The organism is Acinetobacter sp. 1124_18A (assembly GCF_052824995.1).
On sequence record NZ_VTDF01000006.1, the window covers coordinates 1 to 22,477 of the forward strand.

Here is a 22,477-nt window from a genome sequence, read left to right on the forward strand (position 1 = left end):
TTCTACGAAATTGAATACGTTACGCGCATATAATGCGGAAGCTTCTGTCGCTACAGTTGCTGGAATATTTGGAACACCCAAAATTTTCACACCATTTTCTGTAAACACAGTCTCGCCCACTTTAGAGCCTTCAACGTTACCACCAGTTTCAACAGCCATATCAAGAATGACAGAACCCGGTTTCATCTTGGCAACAGTTTCAGCCTTAATCAGACGTGGTGCATCACGACCTGGCAGCAACGCAGTAGTAATAACGATGTCAGCGTTAGAAACAGCCTTATCAACAATCGCGGCTTGGTCTTTGATGTATTGCTCACCCGGCATCCATCCATAACCATTTTTAGCGGCGTCTGCTGCGCGTTGTTTTTCTTCTTCAGACATTGGTACGTCTAACCACTTACCGCCTAAAGATTCAACCTGATCTTTTGCCGTAGGACGTAAATCAGTTGCTTCAACAATTGCACCTAAACGTTTTGCTGTTGCAATTGCCTGAAGACCTGCAACACCCACGCCCATAATCACAACACGAGCAGGTTTTACAGTACCGGCAGCAGTCATAAGCATTGGGAACATACGTTGATATTCAGCAGCAGCAAGCAAAACTGATTTATAACCAGAAAGGTTTGCCTGAGAAGACAATACGTCCATATTCTGCGCACGAGAAAGCGTACGAGGAAGCAATTCCAATGCAAAAGCAGAAACTTGCTGATTCGCAAACTGATCTAGTTCGGTATTACGATAAGGATCAAACATTGCTACAACAGCAGTATTTGCTGGAAGTTTTTGAATTTCCCCGCCTTGTGGCGCACGAACTTTCAAAATAATTTGACTCCCCGTATAGGCATCATCCGTAATGGTTGCACCGACCTGTTCATAAGCACTGTCAATGTACGCAGCCTTTACACCAGCACCACGTTCAATCACAACGCTATGACCAGCGCTAATCAACTTCTTTACTGTCTCTGGCGTAGCAGCTACACGATTTTCACCGACGACAGTTTCGGTTGGGATTCCGATTTGCATGAGCATTCCTCAAGCTAGTTTTTCTTAAAACAATAGGAATACTCATAAATTAAATAGTGAGCATCCAATCCTTGTTAACTATTATGTATTTGTAAATATTGCTTAATCACAATATTAAATTCCTCAGCTTTTTCAACCTGAGACCAGTGTCCACATTGGTTAAAAATATGTGCATCTGCAAGGGGTACGATGTTTAAGATATCCCATGTACGAGATATTGGAATTACCACATCCTGCACACCATGAATCAACAATACAGGGATGTTGATATCTTTCATCTTTTCAAAGTCTAGTGGAAATTCGAAGCGATCACGGTCACGAGCTGAAACGACATCATGCAATCGATCTGATGCATAGTCATTTTTAGCTGCCTCAAAACGTACTTTCACTAACTCATCTGTCACTAGTGATTTATTGACAACAAACATTTCTAGTGTTTTACGAATACCAGCTTCACTCAGCTCAGGATTAGCATGTGCCTTTAATGCTGCAGTTTGCATAGCACCACCAGTACCCATCGACACAATTCCAAGCACACGCTCTGGATAATCCAAAACCATTTGGAATGCTAACCACCCACCCAAAGAGTTTCCAACCAACCAGGTTTTCTCAATACCCAATGCATCAAGCGTACGTACAGCATGATCAACCCATGCACGAATACCATAAGCTGTTCCTTCAGCAACAACCGTCTGACCATAGCCAATAGAGTCAATGGCGATGCAGCGTGCTTGCTCACTGATTTGTGGTAGATTCAACCACCAATTCGCAGCAGCCGACACGCCAGTACCTGAACCATGTAAAAATAGAATAGGGGTTCCTTGACCCATTTCATGATAATGCGTTAACTCACCTGATGCGGTTTCAATCCATTTATCCTCCAGCCCAAAAAAGCTATTCGTTTTATAGTCTGGAATTTGCACTGTACTCATTTATATTCCTCACATTGAGTAATCAAAATTGGAGCTAATATTTAATTTAGCCAATAAAAAAGCATCCATTGAGATGCTTTTCAAAAGATAATTCAGAATAATTAAACTACCTTTGACATGGTCAAAGCCAAGTCCTCGATCATGTCTTCTTGACCACCAACAGTTCCTCTGCGACCTAATTCCAATAGGATTTCACGAGCTGAAACGCCATATTTTGCTTCCGCACGCTTCGCAAATAGTAGGAATGAAGAATAAACACCTGCATAACCCAATGTTGCTGCATCACGATCTGCACGGATTGGGTTAAACATCATTGGAATAACTAAATCTTCAGCAACGTCTTGAGCTTTGAACAGATCAACTCCTGTTTCAATACCCATACGGTTTGCGACAGCAATAAAAAGTTCTAGTGGTGTATTACCTGCACCAGCACCTAAACCAGCTGCGGCAACATCAATACGTATAGCACCAGATTCAATAGCTGCAATTGAGTTAGCAACGCCCATGCTTAAGTTATGGTGTCCGTGAAAACCCACTTCAATAGATGGATCTAAATGCTCACGGATTAGACCAATACGATCCTTCACATCTTGAGGCAATAGATATCCAGCCGAGTCAGTAATATAAATACAGTTAGCACCATAAGAGACCATCTTTTTAGCCTCTTCCAGTAGTTGCTTTGGCGATGCCATATGAGCCAGCATAAGAAAGCCCACCGTATCCATGCCTAACTTACGAGCCAGAGTAATGTGCTGCTCAGATACGTCAGCTTCAGTACAATGTGTTGCTACACGAATGGTTGATACACCAATTTCATGTGCCATCTTCAAATGATCAACAGTACCAATGCCAGGTAATAATAGTGCAGAAACTTTGGCTTGTTTCATCCGAGGGATAACCGCTGATAAATACTCTTCATCAGTTGCTAGTGCAAAGCCATAGTTTACTGAGTTGCCCCCTAAACCATCACCATGCGTGACTTCAATTAAAGGCACACCCGCATCATCCAAAGCAGTTGAAATAGCTACCATCTGATCGACAGTAATTTGATGACGTTGTGGATGCATACCATCACGTAAAGTCATATCGTGAACAATAATCTTAGACATGTGATTTCTCCTTAAACTGATTGTGCTTGGTTAGACAAAACATGCTCAGCAAACATTTCTGCTGTACGTGCCGCTGCTGCTGTCATGATATCTAGGTTACCAGCGTATTTAGGTAAGTAATCACCTAAGCCTTCTACTTCAAGGTAGATAGATACACGATTACCATCAAATACTGGACCATTTACCAACTTGTAGCCAGGAACGTACTTTTGTACTTCCTTAATCATTAAATGCACAGATTCAGTAATGGCGACCTGGTCTGGCTCACCTTCTACCAAGCAATGTACTGTGTCACGCATCATCAATGGTGGTTCAGCAGGATTGATAATAATAATGGCTTTACCTTGCTTCGCTCCACCAACTTTCTCAATCGCACCTGCAGTCGTACGAGTAAATTCATCAATGTTTTTACGAGTACCTGGACCTACTGATTTCGTTGACACTGTTGCAATAATTTCAGCATAGTTCACGGTCTGAATACGTGATAAAGCCGCGACCATCGGAATAGTTGCCTGGCCACCACATGTCACCATATTCACATTTGGTACTTCGCCAGCTTTCAGCAATGACTGCAGATTAACTGGTGGTACACAGAATGGACCAATCGCCGCCGGGGTCAAGTCAATCATCAACACGCCTAGCTCGTTAAGCTTACGACTATTTTCTGCATGCACATAAGCAGAAGTTGCATCAAAAGCAATCTTAATTTCATCTTCCAATACATGTGGCAACAAACCGTCTACACCATTAGAAGTCGTTTTCAAACCCATACTAGCTGCACGAGCCAAGCCTTCAGAAGTAGGATCAATTCCAACCATCCATACTGGCTCCAAAACTTCACTACGCTGCAATTTATACAGCAAATCTGTTCCAATATTTCCTGGACCAATTAAGGCACATTTTATCTTTTTCATTTCCTTATCCTTTATTCAGCAGCAAAGCATGCAACAACTGAATTGAAGCCTTCAATTTCAACTTTAAACTCATCCCCAGGATGAGCCACCACCATTGGACCCAATGCCCCCGTCAGCACAATATCTCCTGCTTGTAATGGACGTCCGCGTCGTACCATTTCATCAGCTAACCAAACTGCTGCATTCAATGGATTAGCTAAACAAGCTTTACCAACACCTTGCGAAACGACCTCATCACCCCGAGTCATCACCATTTTGCAGTTAACTAAATCAAGTTGATTAAGCTGTACTGGATGTGAACCCAACACGAAAGCTGCACTTGATGCATTGTCAGCAACCGTGTCAATCAATGAGATTTTCCAGTTCTCAATGCGACTATCGACTATTTCAATAGCCGGTAAGGCATAGTCTGTTGCACTAATAATGTCTGCATATGTATGTCGGGCTTGAGTTAAATCCTTTTTGAGTACGAGCGCAATTTCAGCTTCAACTTTTGGCTGAATCAACTTACCCGCTGGAATGGCTTCACCATCGCCGTATGCCATATCAGCAAATAACATCCCAAAGTCAGGTTGATCTACGCCGAGTTGGGCTTGTACCACTTTAGAAGTTAGACCAATTTTTCGACCTACTAAACGGCGCCCTTCCGAGAGTGCACGTACAGTATTGATTTCCTGTACTGCATAAGCGATATCCACATTTGCCTGTTCACCACCGAGCTCAGCACGAATAGGAATAATCGCAGTTTGTGATAGTTCAGCTTGTCTTAATGCAAGTGCCGTCAACTCAATAACAGTAGAATTTTGCATTGACCTTTCCTTAATTTGTCTAATTGTTTTATCTTCAAAAAACTTAGGATGTAAAAAGACCGCCTAAAATACCAATACATATTTTATTGAGATTAATAGCTCATATATATCAAATACAATATAGTCACAAAAACCAAGCACTTGAAATTAATAACTATTTAGAAAATCTCTATAAAGAACCAAATCAAACATGCTAATTTGGTTCTCATAGCAAGAGATTATTTCAAGCCTAACGTGTTCAGAACATTGCTTAAAGTTAATGCAACTTCTGAATCACTATCAGGTTTAGTTTTGGTACGCCATGCAATATAACCATCAGGACGGACTAAAATAGCGCCTGAATCTTCAATTTCAGATTTTCTATTCCAGTTTCCATAGACATCCCGATAGCTACTCTTACCGATTTGAATAACATCTAGATAAGGCAGTTCAAGTTTTAGAGCTGCCTCATGCCAAGCCCTACCAGACAAACCTGTAACTAGCGTATATCTGCCTTTACCAGTAATATCTAAAGTTGAACGTTTCAGCCCATTTTGATCAATAATCCAAGCATGTGGGATTTTGGCACCAGGTCGTGTTGTCTCTTTTAAATAAAGCTGGTTATCCTGCTCGAAAATTTCTTGAGCATTCTCATTAATGACTGCTGAAGATATATATCGTTGGTTCAACTCAACACCTTGGGCATTAAACTCAAAGTTTTTGATTTCCAATGCATTGAAAAGTTCAGCACGAATTTTTGCTGCTTCTTCCGTCTCAGCATAGACTCTTTCTAACAGCTGAGCTTGCGTAGTGACACCTTCGTTAAAACCAAAAACATCTTTAAGTTGTTTGTAATCAAAGCGTGACTGATTTGCACGAGCAACAATTTGTTTGCCGACTGGTGCACGTTCAACAGTATATGTATCCAACAATTTTGAATCAGCCCACCCTTTAACCACATAAGCGAGCTTCCACCCCAAGTTAAATGCATCCTGTATACAAGTATTAGAGCCCAAGCCACTTGAAGGTGGATGACGGTGTACAGCATCACCTCCACAGAATACGCGTCCTACAGAATATTTAGTGGCATGTGTTTGATTCACATACCAGCTTGCTACCTTTTCAATTTCGATCTCAACATCATCAGAGCCGATGAATGTTTTGATACGCTTCATTAGCTCCTCTTGTGTATAGGTTGGCTCACCTTTTGAAACATCAAAGCCCCAGCCTGCAATCCACTTGGTCCACGGCTCAATAGCTCGTAACAATCCCATCCCAATATCACCAAAACCAGCTTCAGGGTTAACGATCCATTGCAAAATGCTCGGTCTATGTTGAACAAATTTTGTTAAATCTGCTTTAAAAATAACATACGATGTACCTGCACGTGCCATGCAACCTTCAAGTGGTAAATCTAACTCTTCAACAACTTTAGAGCGAGCACCGTCCATTCCCACCAAATATTTCGCACGTAAACTGAATTCCTCTTTAGTTACATTATTTCTAAAGTATGCAACAACACCTTCTGCATCCTGCGTATGGGATAAATATTCAGTATTGAAATTATAGATAGCTCCCCTTTCGGCTGCATTTTTAACTAGTAATGCTTCCATTTTGGGCTGAATAATATCAACTAATGGTGATGGACTACCCTTAACATAATCACCATGACGGTCATCACCAGTACCCCAAGCACGCATACGTGCAATCTCTTCCCCAGCAAGACTGGTTGTAATCAAGCTATCGCCCATTTGGTCCCAAGGCGTTGCAATTTGCTTAACTTGCTCTTCAATTCCCAAATCTCGTAGCACTTCCATTGCACGTTGGTTAGTAATGTGTGCTCTAGGACTGTTTGCTAACCAATTAAATTGAGTAAACAGTTGAACTTGAATACCATATGTTGCTAAAGCTAAACCCAAAGTTGAACCTGCTGGGCCAGTACCAATGACGATAACGTCCGTATCATATTGAGATTGTTGAGACATCTTATAAACTCCGAATAACAAATAGGATGCTCTATTCAAGTTTTAAACATTGGTAGAACAAATAATGGTACGGTAACAATTAAATGTTGAGTGCCATTTATCCTAAAAGGCTATATTCCTAATATTACCCATTCCTAGGTTAATAATTTCTTCGACAATTTATATAACAGTGAGAACACATATAAAACATTTAAAATTCGATATATAAAAAAAGTATATTTCAATATATTCAAACAATAAAAAAGAAAACTTAGAAAGTTTTTAACAATCAATTAATATAAATATTCTATTTTAATAATTTTAAAATTTTTGCTAATAATGCAATATGGTTTAGCTTAGTGAATAGATAGGATGTCTGTAAAATTAATCTGTGTATCTCATACACCATTATTAAATTTTGCCTCACCACCAGAAGAGGTTAAAAATTCTACGTATGCCTCATTTCAAAAACTGGCAAATGAGGTACAAGAATACGACCCTACTTTGATTATCGTATATGGTCCAGATCATTTTAATGGCTTTTTTTATGAGCTCATGCCAAGTTTCTGCCTCGGTATTCGGGCACAAGCTGCTGGAGACTGGAACTACGGACCAGGTCCTATCAATGTTCCTGAAGCAAAAGCAATTCAGCTATTAGATTATTGCCTAGATCATGGTATAGATCTGTCTTATTCCTATCGTATGCAAATCGATCATGGCTTTACCCAGCCATTGCACCTATTATGCAACAGTCAATTAGGCCAGTATCCTGTTATCCCTATTTTTATTAACTGTGCTGCTGAGCCGCTACCAAAGATGTCAAGGGTGATAGAGGTTGGCAGAATTATTGGAAATTATTTAAAAACTCTAGATGAACGTATTCTTATTATCGGTACTGGCGGACTTTCTCATGATCCCCCAACCCCTAGTATCAGAACAGCGCCACCAGAAGTACAAGAGTTCTTAATTGCTGGTAGAAACCCTACACCTGAAGCAAGAGCCGAAAGACAGAACAAAATTGTTGCTGTTGGTCAACAAATGGTTGATGGTGATAAACGTGCTGCTCTACCACTCAATTCTAAATGGGATAAAGAGTTATTAGAAAAATACTCAAATGCTGATTTTGAGTATTTTGCAAAGATGACTACTAGTGATATTCGTATAAATGGTGGGAGAGGTGGACAAGAAATCCGAACTTGGTCAGCCGCTTTCGCCTCTCTAGCAGCCTTTGGTGAGTACAATGCAGAGGTGATTTATTATGACCTGATTCCTGAATGGCTAGTTGCAATGGGCATGATGAAAGCTGAGCCCAAATAGTCGTCTAACGATAATCGTGGATTAAAATGGCTAGGAGGATTTTTCTAGCCAGTATATTCAAGCTACAGCTATAAAAATGCTATAGTGAAGGCATTGGAATAGTAAAACTACAATTGGTTAGACATATGGAATTACGTCATTTACGTTACTTTGTAGCTGTAGCAGAAGAACTAAACTTTACTAGAGCAGCTGAAAAAATGTTTACAGTTCAGCCCTCTCTCAGTCAACAAATAAGGGATCTTGAGGAAGAACTTGGCGTCTCATTAATTATTAGAGCCAACAGAAGAAAAGTAACCCTAACCCCAGAAGGAGAGGTCTTTCTAACTCACGCAAAAAATACATTAGAAAGTGCAAAGCTTGCAATCTCAGCTGTACGACAAGTCGCCAATAACCGCAAGAACCAATTTTACATCGGTTTTTTGAATGTAGCCGAAATTAAAATAATGTCATTAGTAATTGATAAAATTAAAGAAAAATTCCCTGAAACCAATATTAATATTCAAAGTTTACCAGACGCTGAGCAAATTCATCGACTCAAAAACAACCAACTTGATCTCACGTTTACTCGTTACTGTATTGAGGATGAAGATTTTTCTAGTATTTTGTTGTTGTCTGAAAAAATCCTCATGGTTGGATCTAATAAATTTTTTGAAAATCAAGACATCATCACGCCTGAACTTTTAAATAATCAACCCATCATTATTTGCGAACAAAATGCTTCACCTATCTTCTTTGAAAAAATTAATGATGTCATACACAATAATATAATTAACCCATCAAAAGTTATATACGCAACAAACCTATTGCAACACATCAATCTTATCAATATGAGCTTTGGCATCAGTTTTATTCCAGAATACGCCGTTAAATACTTAAATGAGGATATCAAGATATTAGAACCTTCTTTTGAAGTTCCACTATTAGACTTGTATGCCAACTTTAAGTACAGTACGACAAACCCAGCTCTAGATTACATCGCTGAAGAACTCAAAACTATATCTATCGAGAACAACTAAGGCCCCCCCCTTCTAGAATAATTATTTTGTCATTTCAGATTCATTAATTAATATTGGTACGTCTGCACGTCTTGTAAAAAAATCTACTTTTAAAATAAAATAATTACTATTTAGAGCTCCTTACTTTATTTACATCTACCAAATATATTCAATTTCCACTCTATCTATATTTAATTTGTATAAATCAATAGAATGATTCTCTTAATAATATTTTAATTATAATTCAATAACTTATGTTGATTATTATTTTTCTTGTTTTAGCAATTTTCAACTATCATTAGTGTGCTGTACTTTTTGTATTAATAATAAAGGAATATGGAATATGATGAAATCAGCACGTCTACATGAAGTAGGAGGTGAACTTAAAATTGATGAAATTAACATTCCCTCAATTGGAGAAAAAGATGTTCTCATTAAAGTTAAAAGCTGCAATTTAGTTCCTAACTTAAAAAATGTAATGCACTCTTACCCAACATGGTTTCCATTCTTACCACTTCCAAAATTACCAGCCATTTATGGTTTGGATGCAGCTGGAGTTATTGAAGCCGTTGGCGATAAAGTACATGGACTAAAAGTTGGCGATAAAGTATATGTGAACCCTGGTCGCAGTTGCGGTTCATGTTATTTTTGCCGTAGTCAGCAACCAATCAACTGTAAATCTTTTACTTTCCAAGGATATTTTGGCTTCGGTCCAGGCTCTCAAAAGATTTTTGATGACTATCCTTATGGTGGCTTGTCTGAATTCATGACAGCACCAGCTGATGGCGTTGTTAAATTGGGTGAAAAGATTACTTTTGATGAAGCATGTCGTTTTGGTTATATAGGTACAGCTTATTCTGCCCTCAAAAAAGCAAACGTCACCTCTGGTACAACTGTATTAATAACGGGAGCAACAGGCACTCTAGGGCTTGGAGCTGTTCTCTGTGCATTAGGTATGGGTGCTACTAAAATTCTTGCTGTTGCCCGCAATGCTGACCTACTCGATAAATTGAAAGCTATTGATCCTGAACGTATTGAAACTCTCTCTTATGGTTCGAAAAATATGATTGAGTGGGTCAATGAAAATACCGAATACCTCGGCGCTGATGTATACCTTGATACCTTAGGTCCAGGTTCCCCTAAAGAAGTGACATTAGATGGTCTAAACTCACTACGTCGTGGTGGTTCAATGGTTAGCATTGGTGGTATGGATGAAGATTTACCAGTACCAATGTTTAATATCATGACTCAACAAAAAAATATCCTAAGTTCACTGTGGTTCACCGTCACAGAGGGAGAGGAAATGGCTCGTATGGCTGAAGCTGGCACATTAGACTTATCTGTATTAGAACATCAAAAATACAGTTTAGAACAGGTTAATGAGGCACTTACTCTCATTGACAATCGTACAGGTGGTTTCACTAATGTTGTAATCAATATCTGAACCTAGAACGGAGTCATTAAAATGGATCTAAGAAGAGTTGTTACTGGAAATGATGAGTCAGGTCAGTCCATTTTTATATCGGATAGCATTCCTTATTCTTACACATATGAACATGTCCCTGGTTTTAAAACTTGCTTAATATGGACTCATAACAGGAATAATGGCTCCAACCATACTGAGACAGTTAGTGCTACATCAAGTTTGGCTCCCATCAAAGGTGAAACTAAGCTGCTCATTGTAGACTTTCCACCTGATTCTATTTACGCAAATGGGAACTTTGATCCAGAAGCAGCTTTTAATGAACAAAAAGAACATCTCCTTGGCCTTTTTGATCACTTCGAAGCAGATAACCCTGGTATGCATAATACCCATACTGTTGATTTTGGCATAATCCTTGAAGGAGAAATTTCATTGGAACTAGATAACAATGAAGTGAAGATCCTCAAGAAAGGTGATTACGTGATTCAACAAGAAACTCGCCATGCTTGGCGGAATCACTCTGCAACTTTTGCTCGATTGGCCTTTATCTTAAATGGTAATTAAATTAGAAAAACTAGAGGGTGGTTATACAAGCCACCCTCTAGATCATAAAAAATTTTATTATTTAAAGATAACAACCAGCAAATAAAAAACAATTAAAAGTATTTAAAAAATTAAGAGCATTACCAATTTATCTATATTTCCCAAACATACTAATATAATCACCAATCCAATCATAAAAACTATCTTTAGATACATAATAAATATTGGATTATTTATCACACAAAATAATAACCTAAACATCCAAGCCAATATATTGGCTTTAAATTAAAAAAGTCTTAATAGGATTTTTAAGACATTTATTTTTATTAAGGAAAATCATATGAATATTAATCTGTATAAACCAATATATATCATTATTGGTGTTGTACTTACTAGTTCTGCTTTTTCGGCATCAAATATTGACTCTCCAACTACACCATGGGGCATTTATGGGGGGGGTGCCTATGCCCAACTGCCAACCTCAGCTACTGTTAAAACTAATGATTCTATAATACCTGGAGCTGATGCAAAGTCATCTAATAACACAACAATTGCAGGTGGCATTACCTATCAATTTACTCCTAACTGGAGTGGTGAGTTTGCGGGAGGCATTCCTCCAACAACAACCATCAGCGGTAAAGGTACTCTAGCTAGTGCAAACACAATCGGTAAGATTACATACGCTCCTGCTGTATTTTCCGTTCGGTTTAATCTTTTTCCAGATACTCCAATTCAGCCTTATATCGGGGCTGGTATAAATTGGACACTAATTATGAATACAAAAGATGGTTTCGTACAAAACTTCAAAGTCCGTAATGCCATTGGTCCTGTTGTACAACTTGGCTTTGAAGTACCAATGAATAAAAAACTAAGTCTAGTGGTAGATGCCAAAAAAATCTGGATTGATACCAAGGCAAAAGGGAATTTACCAGCACTTGGGGGTAGCTCTGCAACAGCAGATATTCATATTGCACCACTAGTGACAATGGTTGGTTTGAGCTACCAATTCTAGAGCTTAGTTTTTTATTAAAGGTAACATTGGAGATAAAGACAAAATGCATTACCAAACTTTATGGATAACAGTGGTATGTGTAATAGCAACAATAGGGACAACAACAACATTTGCCAATTTTATTGAAGATAGCCAGACTCAGCTTAAATTTAAGAATTTCTATTTAGACCGTCGATATGACAGTACACCTGTAAAAAACTTTGGAAGTTGGTCACAAGCGGTAACTGTGGATGCTAAGTCAGGTTATGCAAAGCTTGGTTCAATACAATTGGGTATTGATGTGTTAGCACAACATGCTTTCAGACTTGACGGACATGATCGTAATGCAGACTGGGTTCTTCCTTACAATGGTACTCCTGGTACTGGAACAGGTAAACAGGAACGTCAGTTTGGCAAAATAGGGGCAACTCTTAAAGCGAAAGTCAACCAAACTGAATTACGAATAGGTGAAATTTTACCAGTAACACCAGTGATTTATTTTGATCCATCACGTCAACTTTTAACTACTTATAATGGAGTATGGTTAGAATCAAAAGATCTGAAAAATAGCAAACTGACACTCGGTTATCTCGATAGTATTAATGCACGTTATGAAAACCAACCAATGGATTTTGGTTTGTGGCCTAGAGCCTTGAACAATGATGGTCGAATAAAGGGAATGTATGTTGCAGGAATTGATCATCAGTTCAATCAACATTGGTCAACCAGTTATTTTTATAGTGATATCAAAGACATTTACCATCAGAACTTTCTTGGCGTGAATTATAAAAATAATGATGAAAAATTAAAAATCGATTCACATCTGCGGTTTTTTAATAATGCAGAGTCAGGTGATGCACTGTATGGCGATATTGATAATCAGGCTCTATCCTTCGCTTCAACGTTTGCCTATGGTTCACATCGTATAGGACTTTCCTATCAACAAATGTTTGGAGATCATGGTCGCGATGCAAGTGCCAAAACAGGAGCACCACTTTTCCCCACCCTAGCAGGCTTTGTGCCACAACCTTATTTAGATAACTGGTCAGTTGCAGGCTTTATTCGTAAAGATGAAAAATCGGTAGGTGTAACCTATAGCTATGATTTTACGGATCTCGGTATAAAAGGTTTAACACAAACGACAAAATATTGGTATGGCTGGGGCGTTGATTCAGCTTATGAATCCAATCAAGCATTGACAGGTAAAGGAAAAGAAAAGGAATTTAACTTTATGCTGAATTATGTTGTGCCTGAAGGAAAATTAAAAGGTATGGGCTTCCAATGGTTATATATTGATGTGGACTATCAAAATATTACAGGTCAAAGCAGTGATTTGCAGGAGCATCGTCTTGCAACGACCTATACCTATACATTCTAAGGTGGATATCAAATTATCAGTAGACAGAATAAGGGATCTGTATGAATCATATACAAAATAAGCACTCAACTATCACTATTACTATTTGTTTTTTGATTGCAGTAATTGAAGGAATTGATATTCAAGCAGCAGGTATCGCTGCTGCTGGTATAAGAGAAGCATTTGCACTTAATAGTTCACAACTGGGCATTTTTTTTAGTGCTGGGATTCTAGGATTATTGCCTGGTGCATTAATTGGTGGACACTATGCTGATCAGTTAGGCCGTCGAATCGTACTAATTTGGGCTGTGAGTGTATTTGCGCTTTTTACTTTATGTACAGTATGGGTGAACAGTTTTTACAGTTTATTACTGGTTCGTTTTCTTGCAGGTGCTGGTCTAGGTGCTGCAATGCCAAATTTGATCATTTTAGCATCAGAAGCAGTAACTGTTGAAAAACGTGCTCGTGCTGTAGGGTTAATGTATTGTGGGATGCCATTAGGTGCTGCAATTTTGTCTTATATTGCTAGCCTTGATTTTGGTACAAACTGGAAAAACATTTTCTATTTAGGGGGTATTTTGCCGATTGTAATTATACCTATTATGATTAAGTTTCTACCAGAATCATGTGAGTTCCTCAAAACACGCTCTAAGGAATATATTAAAATTGAGCAACAACGCTCGTTTAAACTTTTATTCCAACAAAATTATACTAATCGTACATTACTACTATGGGTAAGTTATTTTTTTACTCTGATGGTAGTTTATATCATGCTGAGTTGGTTACCATCACTATTTATAGAGCTAGGTTTCTCCCGTAAAGAAGGGAGTATCGCTCAGTTCTTCTTTATGATCAGTGCCACCATTGGTACTATAATTCTAGGGATATTAACTGATCGCTGGAATAAAATATATGTGATTTTATTAATGTACGGCGGAATATTAGTAGGTTTATTAAGCTTAAATACAGCAGATTCTCTAATCCAAATGTATTTGGCTGCAGTATTAACAGGTGGCTTTGTAATTGGTTGTCAGAGTGTCTTATATGCTTTTGCTAGTATCTTATATCCAACTGAAATTCGTGGAACGGGTGTAGGAAGTGCAGCTGCCGTTGGACGTATTGGAGCTATGCTAGGACCAGCAATTGCAGGCCAACTACTTACAATGGGCAGCGGGGCTACTGGAGTAATTTCAGCAGCTATTCCATGTATTGTCATTTCAGCATTGTGTATGTTGATTTTGATTCATAAGATTCGTTAAAGAAATATTCTAAAAATACAGGCATTACTTAAAATTCAGGTGAATCACGTTGATTAATATCTTCTGATTTTCCAATAAATAAAGGAAAGAATAATGAAATTACTAAAATTATCTATATTTGCAGCGATCATTGCTAGTATGACAGGAACGACTTTTGCAAAAGATAATCCCCTCCCGCGTGTTGGTTTTGTAGCTGGTGCTGGTGACTATCCCAAAATGGCAGTCACCAATCAAGCCTTTTTTGACGGACTATCAGAAGCTAACTATAAAGATGGAAGCACTATGCAAGTGGTCTTTCGCACAGCTAATGGTAATATGAGCCTCATGCCCCAACTAATTAAGGAAGTATTGGCAGAAAAAGTGGAGTATCTTGTAGTTTCATCATCTCCTGGATGTGCAGCTGCACAAAAAGCCACTACTACTATTCCGATATTATGTATTTCGGTACAAGATGATCCAATTAAAGAAGGGCTAACAAACACACTAGCACATGGAAATAGCAATCTGGTTGGAGTTCATAGCTATCTCGCAAATGGTATTTCTCAGCAATTGATCATGTTAAAAAAACTGAAGCCCGAACTTAAGAAATTAGGTGTACTATTTAACCCTAAAAATGAAACACACAAACGCCTTTTGAATGATTGGAAAACTGTTGCAAAAAAACAGGCTATCGATATTTTTCCTATGCCTGTAATAATTTCTGCTGAGCTGCCGGATATAATTAATAAAGCAAAATCTTCAAATGTTGATATTGCGATTGGACTTTTAGGAGCAGATACCTACGCAATGAGGAAAGAAATCGCTGAGGCTGCAAAAGAAAAAGATTTTCCAATCGCCATGGATACTCCAGGTGGATATACCCAAATGGGGGGAATTGCAACAATTGGCGTTGATATCGTTCCCCTCTATCGGCAAGGTGCGTTAGAATTAATGGTTCCTATGCTCAACGGTAGCAAACCATCTGAATTACCTTGGATTGGTCCTAAAGAAATTACTATGAAAATAAATGATCTAGCTTTAAAAGAATTTATTTCTATTTCGCATTAAAAAATAGAGGCGCATCATTATTTTTTGATAAGTTAAATGCTTAAATTAATAATTTTACATTAAGTATACTTGAACATAAATGATGCGTACTTTGTACTAATTATTTTTAGTTAAAATAATTCACAGATTAAAGAGTACTATAAATAAAACTCATAAAAATTAATTTTAGTTTTTATAATCACTACTGACATAATTTCTGAGAATTTTATAAAATATTAGGATTAAGGTTATATTTGAATTTTTGTTAGGTAACATGTTATGAGATCAGAAAAGAATTCTCTGGGCTGTAATAATAAGCAGTATTTTTCAAACCCCTATTTCTTAAAAAACAATATATATCATATGATTACAAGCACTCCTGCCTTTAGGAGACTAGATGGTATTACTTTCTTAGGCGCTATTGGGCTATTAGAAAAAGTAAATGGTAAAAAAGATATCAGTAGAGCTGAACATTCTATAAATATTGCTTCTTTAATATACAAAATTTGTAATGCTAGATGTTATGATCAAGAACTAACCAAACACTTATGTATTGCAGGGCTATTAAATAATATTGGTCATTTCCCTCTTTCTCACAGTGTGTCAGGTTACTTATCTAGAAAATTTAATATGGATCATCATGCTCTAGGTAGTTTAATTATCGATGGTGAATTTCCACATCTTAGTGACTTAAACAAAATACTAAAAAATAACTTAGATATTAGTTTTATTAAGTCTTTACTAGATAAAAAAATAGAAAAAGATCTTGGTGGAGATATTTTTAGCAGTAAATTTAATGCAAGTACAATTAATGGAATATATCAAAGTGGTTTATTTATAGGTTATGATTTGTTTAATAAAGATAAAATTGTTAATGAGGTATTCTTAAAAACCAGTAGAGATATTAATTATACTTTATTAGATCATTTTTGGGAGTCAAAGAATTTTGTTTATAATCAGTTTATTCAGAGTGAATTTGGTTTGTTTGTAGACAATATAGGTGAATTATTCTTTAAAAAAAATATAAAAAATTTAAATATTAATGATTTATTAAGCATAGAAAAAACATGGCATAAAAAATTCTTTTTTATGAAGCTATTTAAAAACTTAGATTCTTCTAGTCTCATTTCAAATTACAGAGGAAGAACCTTCTATATTCCTAAAGAAATCAATGGTAGTGATCAACTCTTTTATAAAAGAAGGAAGTATACTATTAACACAAATGAAATTTCATTAAGTAATAGATATATTTGTTTAATGAATATGCAGAAACAGAAAAAGTTTAATGATAAAATTCCAACAAAAAATCTTAGCCTTTTTTAATATAAAGTTCTAATTCTAAAAATTTTATACACAATTATTATAATAACTCTTATGCCTAAGTTTGGTCAAAGAAATAGGTCTGCTCTTAATTCCTATTTCATTTAACTTAATTGACTTTATAAAAAATCAAAAAGTAAACCCCAAATAGAAATGTCCGATTTCTCCAAAGTAAAAATGTCCGCTTTTAGAGCACTCACCTAGAGGTTTTCTGAGCGGGCTGTTTAATATGTATGTATCCATATCGGATAAAGAACTTAAAGATTGCCAGTCTTGCAAGAAGTCTGTGATCGACGCATAACACAATCCAAAGCCTCCTAACTCTTACAACTATCAAAATGCCAGATCTGGCACTTAATTCAAGGATACAGAGTTCAAGGTCCTACTACATTAGCCCACGCCAGTCGTAGTCAATCGAGTAATTACAAATTATCTAAACAATTGAGATTACAGTGTTTAACCCTTTTAACCCTTTTTACCGAACACCTCCATGGCTTCGGACCGACCTTGGCCCATGAAAAGCTCAAGACTGCTCATGGATTCAATATTTCAGTAGACACACTGTGTTGCTGGATGATTGCTGCTGAGTTCATAGCTATTTCCTGTCATTGTTGAATTTTGGATATAAAAAAGCCGTATCCATAGACACAGCTTTGAATAAAAGAGTCAAGTCATTTATAACATTGAGCGTTTAAGTGTAGTGATGAGTCAGCTTAGGCTAATAAATAGATCGCTTAGAGTTAGGTCAACATGCGTAAAGCTTGTTCAAGTCCACGTTGTTTAAGGTTAGCCCCAGCCCCAAACCATGCTGAATCCATCCGGTGATCCGTTGAAATCGCACGTTGTTCGTGATCGACAAACTCGGTGATACTACAAAGCAGCCTAAAGAAATTTGCCACAAGATTTCTGCCTCAGCATGACTGCCGATAGGCCAGACAGGAGGTTTAACTTGGTAATCTACAATGAGCACTATTATAATAAATAGAGGCCAGTTGAAAGAGGCCTTATCCAATATTTTTGTTCAAAAATATTATTTTGAATACGTTCCTATGATTTCGTGTCCATATGAATTATCTATGGGACATAGCCAAATTCCTTCGGAATTTTTTGTAAATACATAAGTCGCTTTACGAACTACTTCAGGATAATTTGGTGCTGATATACTGGTATTGGCTAAGATCAATGCAGAGTTGCCAGTTTCGAGATTATTTGTAGACCATTTTTAAAATATATAGAGATAGCTTCAGAGGTTTTACGAATAGCTTTCTTACCTACTACTGCATTTTACCGAGCTGAACAACTAATACAGCATCATTTTTATAAATATCCATGAGCGTATCAAAATCTTCAGCAATAATTACTTTATCTGCCTTATTAATTTGTTCAATAACTGGATGAGTCATAATTCAACTACTATAAATATTATTATTCCACTGGTAGATTAGTATCTAATGCCCATTCTGTCCATGAGCCATCATACACACCTAAAACCTTATAACCTATAAGATAAGCGGCCAAAAGAACAATACAAGCAGTTACTCCGGAACCACAACTAAATACCAAATTATCTGTTTTTTTTAATCCTTCTTTTTCAAATATTTTTGCTATTTCCTCAACACTTTTGTATTGACTTCCTTGAAGGACATCACTAAAAGGAATATTTAATGCGCCTGGAATATGACCACTTCTTAAGCCACTTCTTGGCTCTGCTTGAGTACCATTGAAACGTGCAGATGAACGAGCATCAATCACAATAAAACGATCTGATTTAATATTTTCGACTACGGCAGTTTTATCTATTACTTGCTCTGCCTGAAAGTTAAAAGATTGAAATATTGTATTAGAAATAGGTTCTGAGTGGCTAAAGGATGTATCCAAACCTAATTCCTTCCATGAAGATATCCCGCCATTCAAAAGGTAGACATTTTTGATCCCCATTACTTTTAACATCCACCATACTCTTGGTGCGGAATAAGCACCTTGCTGATCATATACAACTATAGTTGAGTTTGATGTAACACCAATATTTGCTAAAGAAGAAGCCATCTCCGTATATAAAGGAAATGTATGGGGAATATTTGTATTTAAATTCGAAAAGGAATTTTCTAAATCAAAATAAATCGCCCCTGGAATCACTTCTGTTGATATTTCATCATTTATGTTCACTGTTTTTTTTAATGTAGCATCAAGGATGATAATATTAAGTTTTTTCTTATTATTCACGAGCCATTGTGGTGTTACTAAAATTTTCATTTAAAATATCCTTGTAAATATAATTGTTGATGTGGACTCAGGATTTTAGACTATAGAAATATTACGATTTTCTACTTCTTGAAGATTATTTAAAATTAACATAATACGGCTTATGCGTAACGTTAAAGTTTAATTTACAATTTTTAATGAAACAGCCTGTCATAGACAGGCTGTTTTACTTTATGCTGCTTTAGGATTTTTCGCTTCAAGCCAAGCATTGATTTGGCTTTCGCTCCAACAGGCAATTCAAATTAATTCATGAAAATACGATAATATTCCTTTTAACAAGGTCTAAACATGGCTTTTGCAAAACAAAAATAGCCACTAAAAATACATATCGACCTCCTGCATGCACATGGAATAACACTAAAATATATAAGCTTTAATTAAAGATACATAGCTCATATCACTAGATTAGAATGCTCTCCATTACTATTCATTCAGTTAACACGAAAATGCATACCCCACCCCTATGATTAAGAAAACATCTAAGCGAACAAGCCATTCTTTAAGAAAAACTTTACTATTTAAAATCACTTTGTCCGAACAAAAGATTTCTGCGGTCGAGTTAGGGTTTGTCCGATAACAGCATTCCTATATTTTTAGGCGTAAAAAAAAGATAGGCAATAAAGAACCCAAAGGCTCCTTAACTCACCGCTCTGATACTTTATTTAAGGACGCATCAGAAAATTGGAGATGCACCGAACGATGCGGAGAGAGGAAACCCAAACTCTCTAAAACTTGGGAAATATTACTAAACATTACATTTTTATAAATTTAGATCAAATCAGATGTATTTTATTAAATGCGTACAATTCTATCTATTTAACATCTGGCCTAATAACACTGCCATACATTAAAATGGCAAACTTAATACCTCAGCATATTGCGCTAACCCATTATGAATGCAGATATAAAATTCAAAAAAAAAAAGAAATCAGAACGAGTAATTATTCTAAATACAGCAACTCAGCTCTTTATTCAGGATAAGTTACATTACTGTTGGGATCGACTGTATTATTACGGAATTCAATATTGCGAAAGCAACCGTTTATAAGCACTTCCTATCTAAAGAAAAACTGGTAGTCGTTTACTTACAGGAATTAAAACTCGATATTCAGATTGATGTAGGAGAGCATATCGCGACACGATCATTTTTAAAGGACATATAACTAATTATTTTTAAATACTTTTTTAACACAGAATTTTTTATGCCTTCGTAATATTTTCAATTCACTAAAGAGCCTTACATGGGTAAATATCTTTCAGCATTTTTAGCTATAGTGATTATTCTCACAAGTATAGCTTTCATTCGATTATCAGAATTTGAAATTTCCGATTATGGACAACAGCGTATTATCTCATTTAAGCATCATCAGGATGTCCTGCAGGGTACGCTAATCCTACCTCCTAATCAAATTTCACCGCCTGTGGTTATTTTAGTTCATGGTGACGGACCTCAGGATCGTTGGTCAGATAATGGCTATCTTCCACTGGTTAATTATCTTGTATCACAGGGCATAGCGGTTTTTTCATGGGATAAACCTGGTGTAGGGGCAAGTACTGGTAACTGGCTGGCACAGAACATGCCAGATCGTGCAGATGAAGCAGCATTCGCACTCCAAATTCTGAAAGAACAACCAGAATTAAAAAGAAGCCATATAGGCTATTTGGGATTTTCACAGGCTGGCTGGGTTATCCCCAAAGTGACTCAGCTAGCAACACCTGATTTTATTATACTGGCTGGTGCAGCAATCAACTGGCGCAATCAGGGAATATATTATACTGGGCAACGGCTGAATTCTGAAGGACGCTCCTTTGCTGATATTGAAGAGGCAAAAAAACGCGAAGCAATAATTTTTGATAAGCAGTTTACCAAAGGCGTTGCTGCCCGCCCATGTGCATCCCGTTGTACTCGCCAGGATTTTGAGCGTAGAAACTCCCTTGCAGATGCAACCCAAGATATCTCAAAGATACATACCCCCGTGTTCATTCTAATGGGAAAAGATGACCGAAATGTCAATCCTGATGAAACAATAGATGTCTGGAGCAAAACATTACCAACTGAAACTTCCCGTTGCATTGTACTGATCCCAAAAACAACTCACGGGCTTTTGCGGAGCACTTTGTTTGACTACCAATTACCCTCTCAATGGCCGATTTGGAAACAGGGACTCTTTTTATTACTCGGACAATATGCATATTCGCCTAAAGTACTCAATGCTATTTCTGGCTGGATACTTACTCAACAATGCAAGTATTGAACTACTTTCTTAATGGGGATTGCTTTCTAAAATTTGAATCAATTTATTGTGAATTCTTAAAACGGAATTCTACATGCTTAAGAATTCGACACACACTGCTCAGTCCAATAACCCGTTGTAAGAAAAGTTTCTCCAGCTTGAACTTGGTCTTGGTTTTATGATTCAGCAGCTTGTGCAAGTAATTGTCACCATCCTAGATGTAACATCAGTCTCAACATCATAAGTTTCTGGTTGGTCACCAAAGTTGGCCTCCCAATAAAAGCCAACTTCAATAGCCGTTACATTCAGTTCATTTTATTTGTTTTTGTTGTAGCGCCCCTGAAAAATGACCTCAATATCATTCTTATTTTTATCCAGTGTGACTAGTTTTACCTCGGTATAAATATTTTTTCCTACTGATTCAAACCGAATGTGAGTGGGCTCAAGACCTATGTATTCAGTTGTAAAAGTATCTTCATAATTAATCCAATACATTTAGCAAGATGTACTCTCGCCTGATCACCATTATAAGACTGTTTTAAAAAATTCAACTCATTGGGACAAAGCGTAGTAGGTGCTTCTAAAAGGAAAAGTACAAAATTCGATTTTGACATTCTCGGCTTAGTTATCATTAAATTTTGTAAAGACTTAGGTGGTAAAATCTTTTGTTGTTCTACAATAGCTGCAGCTTGAACTATTAAACTATAAGCCATTTTTTCGCGATGATTTCTAGTACCGGAATTTGCCAGAATTACCCATTCTGGCATAGGTCTCAAAGTTTTCTCATCAGCATCTCTATACTTTCTAAAATGTGAAGAAATAAGTAAAAAAATAATAATTGCTATAACTAATAAACCAATTAACACTGTTAACCCCCTATTTTCAATGAAATACTTACGTTAAATTGATATTTAAAGAATGGGCACATAAGTTCGTTGAAATATCTAAACTAAAGAGATGGACTATTTGAAAGTAATTTGTATGTTTGTATGATAGCAATCATACAATTTTATGTGATTG

At 36.8% G+C, this 22,477-nt stretch carries 19 protein-coding genes and 2 pseudogenes; 11 read left to right on the forward strand and 10 right to left on the reverse strand.

All coding sequences use genetic code 11. From position 1 onward, the window contains the following. The 6 genes from FY048_RS12835 to FY048_RS12860 all read right to left on the reverse strand — a co-directional run. Positions 1 to 1,023, reverse strand: a 1,023-nt coding sequence (locus FY048_RS12835; protein WP_446091399.1) for an NAD(P) transhydrogenase subunit alpha, incomplete at its 3' end; no start/stop codon positions are given. A gap of 74 nt (positions 1,024 to 1,097) precedes the next feature. Then, positions 1,098 to 1,955 (reverse strand): alpha/beta fold hydrolase, encoded by an 858-nt coding sequence (locus FY048_RS12840; RefSeq protein WP_446091400.1) that lies wholly within the window; start codon positions 1,953 to 1,955, stop codon positions 1,098 to 1,100. Positions 1,956 to 2,056: 101 nt separating this feature from the next. Further along, on the reverse strand, positions 2,057 to 3,064 hold the full coding sequence (gene dmpG, locus FY048_RS12845) for a 4-hydroxy-2-oxovalerate aldolase (protein WP_446091401.1): 1,008 nt from the start codon (positions 3,062 to 3,064) through the stop codon (positions 2,057 to 2,059). A gap of 11 nt (positions 3,065 to 3,075) precedes the next feature. Further along, a complete protein-coding gene (locus FY048_RS12850; protein WP_446091402.1) occupies positions 3,076 to 3,978 on the reverse strand; it encodes an acetaldehyde dehydrogenase (acetylating) in 903 nt (300 codons plus the stop codon). Positions 3,979 to 3,989: 11 nt separating this feature from the next. Beyond that, positions 3,990 to 4,787 (reverse strand): fumarylacetoacetate hydrolase family protein, encoded by a 798-nt coding sequence (locus FY048_RS12855; protein ID WP_446091403.1) that lies wholly within the window; start codon positions 4,785 to 4,787, stop codon positions 3,990 to 3,992. 218 nt (positions 4,788 to 5,005) lie between these two features. Beyond that, the gene (locus FY048_RS12860) at positions 5,006 to 6,751 is read right to left on the reverse strand and encodes an FAD-dependent monooxygenase (RefSeq protein WP_446091404.1); all 1,746 of its coding nucleotides are present in this window, start codon (positions 6,749 to 6,751) and stop codon (positions 5,006 to 5,008) included. A gap of 351 nt (positions 6,752 to 7,102) precedes the next feature. Here FY048_RS12860 and FY048_RS12865 point away from each other — a divergent pair, with 351 nt between their 5' ends. The 10 genes and pseudogenes from FY048_RS12865 to FY048_RS12910 all read left to right on the forward strand — a co-directional run. Beyond that, positions 7,103 to 8,047 (forward strand): 3-carboxyethylcatechol 2,3-dioxygenase, encoded by a 945-nt coding sequence (locus tag FY048_RS12865; RefSeq protein WP_446091405.1) that lies wholly within the window; start codon positions 7,103 to 7,105, stop codon positions 8,045 to 8,047. Positions 8,048 to 8,172: 125 nt separating this feature from the next. Continuing rightward, entirely contained in the window at positions 8,173 to 9,063 is an 891-nt protein-coding gene (locus FY048_RS12870; protein WP_424608473.1) for a LysR family transcriptional regulator, read from the forward strand. Between the two features lie 322 nt (positions 9,064 to 9,385). Further along, positions 9,386 to 10,486, forward strand: coding sequence for an alcohol dehydrogenase catalytic domain-containing protein (locus FY048_RS12875; RefSeq protein ID WP_424608472.1), 1,101 nt, complete (start codon positions 9,386 to 9,388; stop codon positions 10,484 to 10,486). Between the two features lie 21 nt (positions 10,487 to 10,507). After that, a complete protein-coding gene (locus tag FY048_RS12880; RefSeq protein WP_424608471.1) occupies positions 10,508 to 11,029 on the forward strand; it encodes a cupin domain-containing protein in 522 nt (173 codons plus the stop codon). Positions 11,030 to 11,348: 319 nt separating this feature from the next. Continuing rightward, positions 11,349 to 12,020: an OmpW/AlkL family protein gene (locus FY048_RS12885; RefSeq protein WP_446091406.1), complete on the forward strand. Its 672-nt coding sequence runs from the start codon at positions 11,349 to 11,351 to the stop codon at positions 12,018 to 12,020. 43 nt (positions 12,021 to 12,063) lie between these two features. Further along, on the forward strand, positions 12,064 to 13,377 hold the full coding sequence (locus tag FY048_RS12890; protein WP_446091407.1) for an OprD family outer membrane porin: 1,314 nt from the start codon (positions 12,064 to 12,066) through the stop codon (positions 13,375 to 13,377). Between the two features lie 41 nt (positions 13,378 to 13,418). Next, positions 13,419 to 14,615, forward strand: a complete 1,197-nt coding sequence (gene mhpT, locus FY048_RS12895) for a 3-(3-hydroxy-phenyl)propionate transporter MhpT (protein WP_446091408.1) — start codon at positions 13,419 to 13,421, stop codon at positions 14,613 to 14,615. A gap of 93 nt (positions 14,616 to 14,708) precedes the next feature. After that, positions 14,709 to 15,662: an ABC transporter substrate binding protein gene (locus FY048_RS12900; protein WP_446091409.1), complete on the forward strand. Its 954-nt coding sequence runs from the start codon at positions 14,709 to 14,711 to the stop codon at positions 15,660 to 15,662. A gap of 258 nt (positions 15,663 to 15,920) precedes the next feature. Next, positions 15,921 to 16,964 carry an HD domain-containing protein gene (locus tag FY048_RS12905; RefSeq protein WP_446091410.1) on the forward strand — a complete coding sequence of 348 codons (1,044 nt, stop codon included), beginning with the start codon at positions 15,921 to 15,923 and terminating at the stop codon, positions 16,962 to 16,964. A gap of 238 nt (positions 16,965 to 17,202) precedes the next feature. Next, positions 17,203 to 17,549 (forward strand): annotated as a pseudogene (locus FY048_RS12910) (ISNCY family transposase); the annotation flags it as partial. A gap of 152 nt (positions 17,550 to 17,701) precedes the next feature. Here the strand turns inward: FY048_RS12910 and FY048_RS12915 are convergent. The 3 genes and pseudogenes from FY048_RS12915 to FY048_RS12925 form a co-directional block, all read right to left on the reverse strand. Continuing rightward, a pseudogene (locus FY048_RS12915) lies at positions 17,702 to 17,848 on the reverse strand (DUF932 domain-containing protein); the annotation flags it as partial. A gap of 387 nt (positions 17,849 to 18,235) precedes the next feature. Further along, a complete protein-coding gene (locus tag FY048_RS12920; protein WP_446091411.1) occupies positions 18,236 to 18,364 on the reverse strand; it encodes a hypothetical protein in 129 nt (42 codons plus the stop codon). Between the two features lie 22 nt (positions 18,365 to 18,386). After that, positions 18,387 to 19,214 (reverse strand): sulfurtransferase, encoded by an 828-nt coding sequence (locus tag FY048_RS12925; protein WP_446091412.1) that lies wholly within the window; start codon positions 19,212 to 19,214, stop codon positions 18,387 to 18,389. A 1,250-nt stretch (positions 19,215 to 20,464) separates the two neighbouring features. Here FY048_RS12925 and FY048_RS12930 point away from each other — a divergent pair. Further along, positions 20,465 to 21,478, forward strand: a complete 1,014-nt coding sequence (locus tag FY048_RS12930) for an alpha/beta hydrolase family protein (protein WP_446091413.1) — start codon at positions 20,465 to 20,467, stop codon at positions 21,476 to 21,478. Positions 21,479 to 21,906: 428 nt separating this feature from the next. Here the strand turns inward: FY048_RS12930 and FY048_RS12935 are convergent, their stop codons facing one another. Then, on the reverse strand, positions 21,907 to 22,323 hold the full coding sequence (locus tag FY048_RS12935; protein ID WP_446091414.1) for a hypothetical protein: 417 nt from the start codon (positions 22,321 to 22,323) through the stop codon (positions 21,907 to 21,909). Positions 22,324 to 22,477 lie beyond the last annotated feature (154 nt).